The organism is Limnohabitans sp. (genome assembly GCF_040401135.1).
In the GTDB taxonomy this organism is placed as follows: Bacteria; Pseudomonadota; Gammaproteobacteria; order Burkholderiales; family Burkholderiaceae_C; genus Limnohabitans.
Genome location: NZ_JBBAOV010000058.1, coordinates 1 through 5724 on the forward strand (window position 1 = coordinate 1; position 5724 = coordinate 5724).

At 55.2% G+C, this 5724-nt stretch carries 9 protein-coding genes; 5 read left to right on the forward strand and 4 right to left on the reverse strand.

Annotated features, from left to right (window positions below; genetic code table 11):
* Window position 1 precedes the first annotated feature (1 nt).
* Window positions 2–1123, reverse strand: coding sequence for a TRAP transporter substrate-binding protein (locus ABWP81_RS11435; protein ID WP_353136699.1), 1122 nt, complete (start codon window positions 1121–1123; stop codon window positions 2–4).
* Window positions 1124–1299: 176 nt separating this feature from the next.
* Here ABWP81_RS11435 and ABWP81_RS11440 point away from each other — a divergent pair, with 176 nt between their 5' ends.
* From ABWP81_RS11440 to ABWP81_RS11460, 5 genes are all read left to right on the forward strand, one after another.
* A complete protein-coding gene (locus ABWP81_RS11440) occupies window positions 1300–1701 on the forward strand; it encodes a rhodanese-like domain-containing protein (RefSeq protein ID WP_353141878.1) in 402 nt (133 codons plus the stop codon).
* Between the two features lie 11 nt (window positions 1702–1712).
* The gene (locus ABWP81_RS11445) at window positions 1713–2519 is read left to right on the forward strand and encodes a type III pantothenate kinase (RefSeq protein ID WP_353141880.1); all 807 of its coding nucleotides are present in this window, start codon (window positions 1713–1715) and stop codon (window positions 2517–2519) included.
* A gap of 73 nt (window positions 2520–2592) precedes the next feature.
* Window positions 2593–3777, forward strand: coding sequence for a M20 aminoacylase family protein (locus ABWP81_RS11450; protein WP_353141882.1), 1185 nt, complete (start codon window positions 2593–2595; stop codon window positions 3775–3777).
* 109 nt (window positions 3778–3886) lie between these two features.
* Window positions 3887–4105, forward strand: a complete 219-nt coding sequence (locus ABWP81_RS11455) for a ParD-like family protein (RefSeq protein ID WP_353141884.1) — start codon at window positions 3887–3889, stop codon at window positions 4103–4105.
* Window positions 4102–4374: a type II toxin-antitoxin system RelE/ParE family toxin gene (locus ABWP81_RS11460; RefSeq protein ID WP_353136714.1), complete on the forward strand. Its 273-nt coding sequence runs from the start codon at window positions 4102–4104 to the stop codon at window positions 4372–4374. Before ABWP81_RS11455 ends, ABWP81_RS11460 begins: the two co-directional genes overlap by 4 nt.
* Before the next feature lie 78 nt (window positions 4375–4452).
* On the opposite strand, the gene ABWP81_RS11465 is transcribed toward ABWP81_RS11460, so the two are convergent.
* From ABWP81_RS11465 to ABWP81_RS11475, 3 genes are all read right to left on the reverse strand, one after another.
* Window positions 4453–4749 (reverse strand): type II toxin-antitoxin system RelE/ParE family toxin, encoded by a 297-nt coding sequence (locus tag ABWP81_RS11465; RefSeq protein ID WP_353141885.1) that lies wholly within the window; start codon window positions 4747–4749, stop codon window positions 4453–4455.
* Entirely contained in the window at window positions 4750–5010 is a 261-nt protein-coding gene (locus ABWP81_RS11470; protein ID WP_353141887.1) for a type II toxin-antitoxin system ParD family antitoxin, read from the reverse strand. It lies immediately after the preceding gene.
* An 81-nt stretch (window positions 5011–5091) separates the two neighbouring features.
* The coding region (locus ABWP81_RS11475) for a TetR/AcrR family transcriptional regulator (protein ID WP_353141889.1) at window positions 5092–5724 on the reverse strand (633 nt) is incomplete at its 5' end.

Genomic DNA, 5724 nt, shown 5'->3' on the forward strand with positions numbered 1-5724 from the left:
CTTAGGCCTTCTTCGCGCCGAAGAAGTGATTCACCGCCATGCGACGGCTGATGTTGGTGTCCTGGTCCCACTTCACAGCGCGTTGTGCAAACGCCTTTTGTGATGCCACGATCTCTTTGAACAGTGGGTTCTCAGCAGACTTCTTCTCCAAAATCTCAGACCAAATTTTCAGCTGGTCTTGCAAGATGGAGTCAGGCGTTTTGTAGAACTTCACTTTGTCTTTGGTTTGCAACTCGATGTAGTCTTTCGAGTAACGGTCAACCGCTTTCCAAGACATATCAGCAGAAGCAGCTTCTGTAGCGCCGGCAATCACAGCCTTCATCTTGTTTGGCAGTGCGTCGTACTTGGTCTTGTTAAACATGATCTCAAACGTCTCAGCGCTCTGGTGGTAGCTTTGCAACATGCACACCTTAGACACGTCTGGGAAGCCCAAGATACGGTCAGACGTGGCGTTGTTGAACTCAGCACCGTCCAGCAAGCCGCGGTCCATCGCTGGCACGATCTCGCCGCCTGGCAAAGCGTTCACTGCAGCGCCCATGGCCGTGAACAAGTCAATGGCCAAACCGTTGGTGCGGAACTTCAAGCCTTTGAAGTCAGCAGACTTGGTGATTGGCTTTTTGAACCAGCCCAAAGGCTGTGTGGTCATGGGGCCGTACAAGAACGACTGCACGTTGCCGCCGATAGAGGCATACAACTTGGCCAACAAATCAGCGCCACCGCCGTACTTGTGCCATGCCAACACCATGTTGGCGTCCATGCCAAACGCTGGGCCTGAATTCCACAAAGCCAAAGCGTTTTGCTTGCCGTAGTGGTAGCCCAACACGCCGTGGCCGCCGTCCAAAGTACCTTTAGAAACAGCTTCGAGCAAACCGAATGCGGGCACCACAGAACCTGCGGGCAACACTTCGATCTTCAAATCGCCACCCGTCATGTCGTTGACTTTTTGTGCGTAGTCGAGTGCGTACTCATGGAAGATGTCCTTGGCGGGCCAAGTGCTCTGCCAGCGCATGCTGATAGGGCCGGTTTGCGCTGCCACCATCGGTGCGGCTGCTACGCCAGCGGCTGCAACTGCTGCGCCTTTGAGTACGTTACGACGTGCTGTCGTTTTTTTGATATCGGTCATGAGTGGAAGTCTCCTAAGTTTTGTCAAAAACATGATTTGGGAAGGTGGATTCTGATACGCATAGCTAGATTTTTCGCAAGGGTTTCCCCTGATCACCCCTTCAAATACGTACGTGCTTGTCTCATTGGGGACGAGCGGCTTCTATACTGATCACTTATTTATTTCGCTTTATAAAAATGAGCAACAACGAGTTGGGCTACGCGGGCGACATCACACCTGACACCGCCTACCAATGGATGCAGTCGGGCGCTGCCGTGATGGTGGATGTGCGCAGCGAGGCCGAGCTGGCCTGGGTGGGTTTTGTACCCGGCGCAGTAGCCGTGCCTTGGAAGCAATGGCCCAGCACTGCCGTTAACCCCCTGTTTGACGAGGCGGTCAAAGCCGCAGCCAAGGGTAAAAAAGTAGTGCTGTTGTGCCGCAGTGGCGTGCGTTCTATCGCAGCCGCCCAGCGCGCCACACAGCTGGGCCTTGAGGCCTACAACATCCTCGAAGGCTTCGAGGGCGATGCCAATTCAAATGGCCATCGCGGCACCCAAGGCGGCTGGCGCATGCGCGGCTTGCCTTGGCGTCAAAACTAATTCATAAAGCTATGACATTTCTTGCACTCGATGTGGGCAACACACGCCTCAAATGGGGCGTGTACGACAGCCCCGCACCCGGCGCCAAGCTGTTGGGCAGTGGCGCGGTCTTTTTAGAAAACATCGACCGCTTGGCTGACGAAGACTGGCGCGATTTGCCCGAGCCCACCCACATGCTGGGCTGCATCGTGGCGGGCGAGGCCATTCGCCGCCGTGTTGAAGAGCAAATGGAGCTGTGGGACATCACCCCGCACTGGGCCGTGTCGTCTGCTGCCGAAGCCGGCATGACCAACGGCTACGACCACCCCACACGCCTTGGCGCAGACCGATGGGTCGCCATGATTGGGGCGCATGCCCGCATGCTGATGCAGAACGGCAATGCGCCCAAACCCATGGTGGTGGTCATGGTCGGCACAGCTGTGACCGTGGAGGCCATCGATGCCAACGGCAAGTTTTTGGGGGGACTTATCTTGCCCGGCCACGGCATCATGTTGCGTGCTTTGGAGTCAGGCACTGCAGGCCTGCGCGTGCCCACCGGCGAGGTGTGTGCCTTTCCCACAAACACCAGTGATGCATTGACGAGTGGAGGCACCTTTGCCATTGCCGGCGCGGTCGAGCGCATGGTGCAGCACGTGCGCCAACACTGCGGCGCAGAGCCCGCCTGCTACATGACAGGCGGCGCAGGCTGGAAAATGGCGCCCAGCATGTCGGTGCAGTTTGAGCTGGTGGACTCGCTTATTTTTGATGGCTTGTTGGAAATTGCGCAGCAGAGGCTGGCTCATCACACGCCCCTTTGGCCCTCGCGCTCCTTGTTTTGACCCTTATCGGATGAAGCGCTTGGCTAGATAGCCATGTATGACAGAGGGTTGGTGAAGCGGCTAGACTAAACCCATGAAAGTCCTTGATTCCCTCACCAAGCAAGCTTCCTCCATCGCGGCCATCCGCCGCGACATTCATGCCCATCCCGAGTTGCGCTTTGAAGAAATTCGCACCGCCGACTTGGTGGCCCAAAAGCTCACCGAGTGGGGCATTCCCATTCATCGCGGCATGGGCACCACGGGCGTGGTGGGCATTTTGAAATGCGGCAGCAGTGACCGCGCCATTGGCTTGCGCGCCGACATGGACGCCCTGCCCATGCAAGAGTTCAACCAGTTCGCCCACGCCAGCACTCACGCGGGCAAGATGCACGCTTGCGGCCACGATGGTCATGTGGCCATGCTCTTGGCCGCAGCACAGCACTTGTCAAAACACCAAGACTTTGACGGCACGGTGTACTTTATTTTCCAGCCCGCCGAAGAGGGCGGAGGCGGCGCACGCGAGATGATTCGGGACGGCTTGTTTGACAAGTTCCCCATGCAAGCCGTCTACGGTATGCACAACTGGCCGGGCCTTAAAGAAGGGCAGTTCGCCCTGAGTGCAGGCCCCGTCATGGCGTCCAGCAACGAATTCAAAATCACCATCCACGGCAAAGGTTGCCACGCTGCATTGCCCCACAACGGCATCGACCCCGTGATGGTGGCTTGCCAAATGGTGCAAGCCTTTCAAACCATCATCAGTCGCAACAAAAAGCCGGTCGATGCAGGCGTGATTTCAGTCACCATGATCCACACCGGCGAAGCCACCAACGTGGTGCCCGACCAGTGCGAGCTACAAGGCACTGTGCGCACCTTTAGCATCGAGGTGCTCGACCTGATCGAGCAGCGCATGCGCGATGTGGCCGCGCACACCAGCGCCGCCTTTGGGGCCACCTGCACCTTTGAGTTTGTGCGCAACTACCCACCCACCATCAACCATGTGACGCAAGCCAACTTTGCACGCGCGGTCATGGCCGACATCGTAGGCGCCGACAACGTGTTGGCCCAAGAGCCCACCATGGGCGCAGAAGACTTCTCGTACATGCTGCAAGCCAAGCCCGGCGCGTATTGCTTTATTGGCAACGGCGACGGCGTGCACCGAGAAATAGGCCACGGCGAAGGCCCGTGCACCCTGCACAACCCCAACTACGACTTCAATGACAACCTAATTCCCTTGGGCGCCACCTATTGGGTCAAACTAGTAGAAGCCTCACTCCGCTAGTCACTTAATTGGGGTCAGAACCTAACTAATTTCTTCTGCCTCACTTCAGCTCACTTGTTAATTTATCCACGTGGTAGCAAAATACAACCTTTTGCATCAGGAAGGTTTTATGCCCGCTGTTATCAAACTGTCAGACCAGCTAGTGAGCGACGCGCGTCCATACGCTGCGGCCATGCACCGCTCTGTGCCTAAGCAAATCGAACATTGGGCTCGCTTAGGCAAGGCCGCCGAAGAAAACCCTGACCTTCCTGTTGGCATGATTCAAGAACTACTCATCAGCCTTGAAGAAGCCAAAGCTGGAAAGTTCAACGAATACCAGTTCGGATGAAAGTTCTGACAACACCCAGATTCAATCGAACTGTCAAAAAACTGCATTTGCAAGAAAAGCACTTGCTTGATGAAGCTGTGAGATTCATCATTTCAAAGCCCGAGGCGGGTGAACTTAAAAAGGGCGATTTAACTGGCGTGCGCGTGCATAAATACAAGTTCAACACTAAGCAAATGTTGCTGGCCTATGCCGCCAACACCCAAGAGCAAGTCATTATTTTGTTGGGCTACGGCGCGCACGAAAACTTTTATCGTGACTTGAAACACTAATACGCCGCCAACTCGCCACATGCTTAGTCTTGCTTTCAGACACCTTAACGGTACAAGTTAATTGGGGTCGGAACCTAATTAATGCAAACCCATTGCGGTATCTATGTCTCTAGCCGAGTGGAGAATTCGCACGACAGTTATGCCACTTGACTCAGGCAAATAAAAAATCACATAGCGGCCAAACGGAAAAGACCTGAGGTCTTTAGCAAGCTCATCGCGAGCCTTTCCCATTAAAGGTTGTGTGGCTAGTAATGAGAGCCGCACATCAAGCCTATCAATCCATTTGTCAGCAGCATCCGTGTTGCCTGCCGCGATGAAGCTCCAAATTTGAAATAGGTCTTCGTTTGCGCTTGGGAGCTTGCGAACAGTTGGCATTTAGGCGGGTTTGTTGCCCACTTTCTGGCGCTGGCGGGCTTGCTGTTTAAAGTTTGCAGCATCCCACGTCGATGTCTCGCCGCTGTTGAGCCCAAGTTTAATTTCTTGGTGCAACTGCTCAAACTTGACTTCGCGAACCTGATCATGTTGCGCCATCAAGCGCAGCGCATCTCGTACCACCTCGCTTGCCGAGTTGTACATGCCTGTTGCGACTTTGGCCCGAACGAGCTCTTCAAGTTGTGGCGTTAAATTGACATTCATGCCCATGATCGACTCCAGATTAATTTGTGAAAATTATTGCTGTAATGTCAATCTATGTCAAACATTGACATAAGCGGCGCGTCAATACGCCGCCAACAAAGCCCCCAGATGCTCCTTATGCTCTGCCGTCGCATAAGGCACCAACAAACTCAACACACTCCTAGCCCCGCGCAGCAGCGACGCCTGCGCACTCTCAGGCTCTAGCGCATGGCGCGGGTTGCGCACGTACTCGTAGCTCAGCCACCACGTCAGCATCACCACCATGTGCGTGGCCGTTGCCTCGCGCTCGCTCACGGTCATGGCCAGCGCGCCCCCGTGCTCTAGGCTATCTAGCAGCGTGCGAAACGCCGTGGTTTTGTGCAGCAGCGCGTCTTTGATGTGCGTTTCTAGCTTACGGTTTTTGCTCAGCAAGTCGTTCAAATCGCGGTACAAAAAGCGGTACCGCCACACCAACTCAAACAGGGTGTGCATGAAAAACCAAGCGTCTTCCACATCGTGCACGCCCGGCGCGGCATCCAGCAATTCATCCAGCGCCGCCTCGTAGCGGTTAAAAAGCGCCGTGACCAGCTCCTCCTTGGCAGGGTAGTGGTAGTAAAGGTTGCCAGGGCTGATGCTCAGTTCTGACGAGATCAAGGTAGTCGACACATTGGGCTCGCCAAAGCGGTTAAACAGCTCGAGCGTGACCTCTAATATCCGCTCTGCGGTACGGCGTGG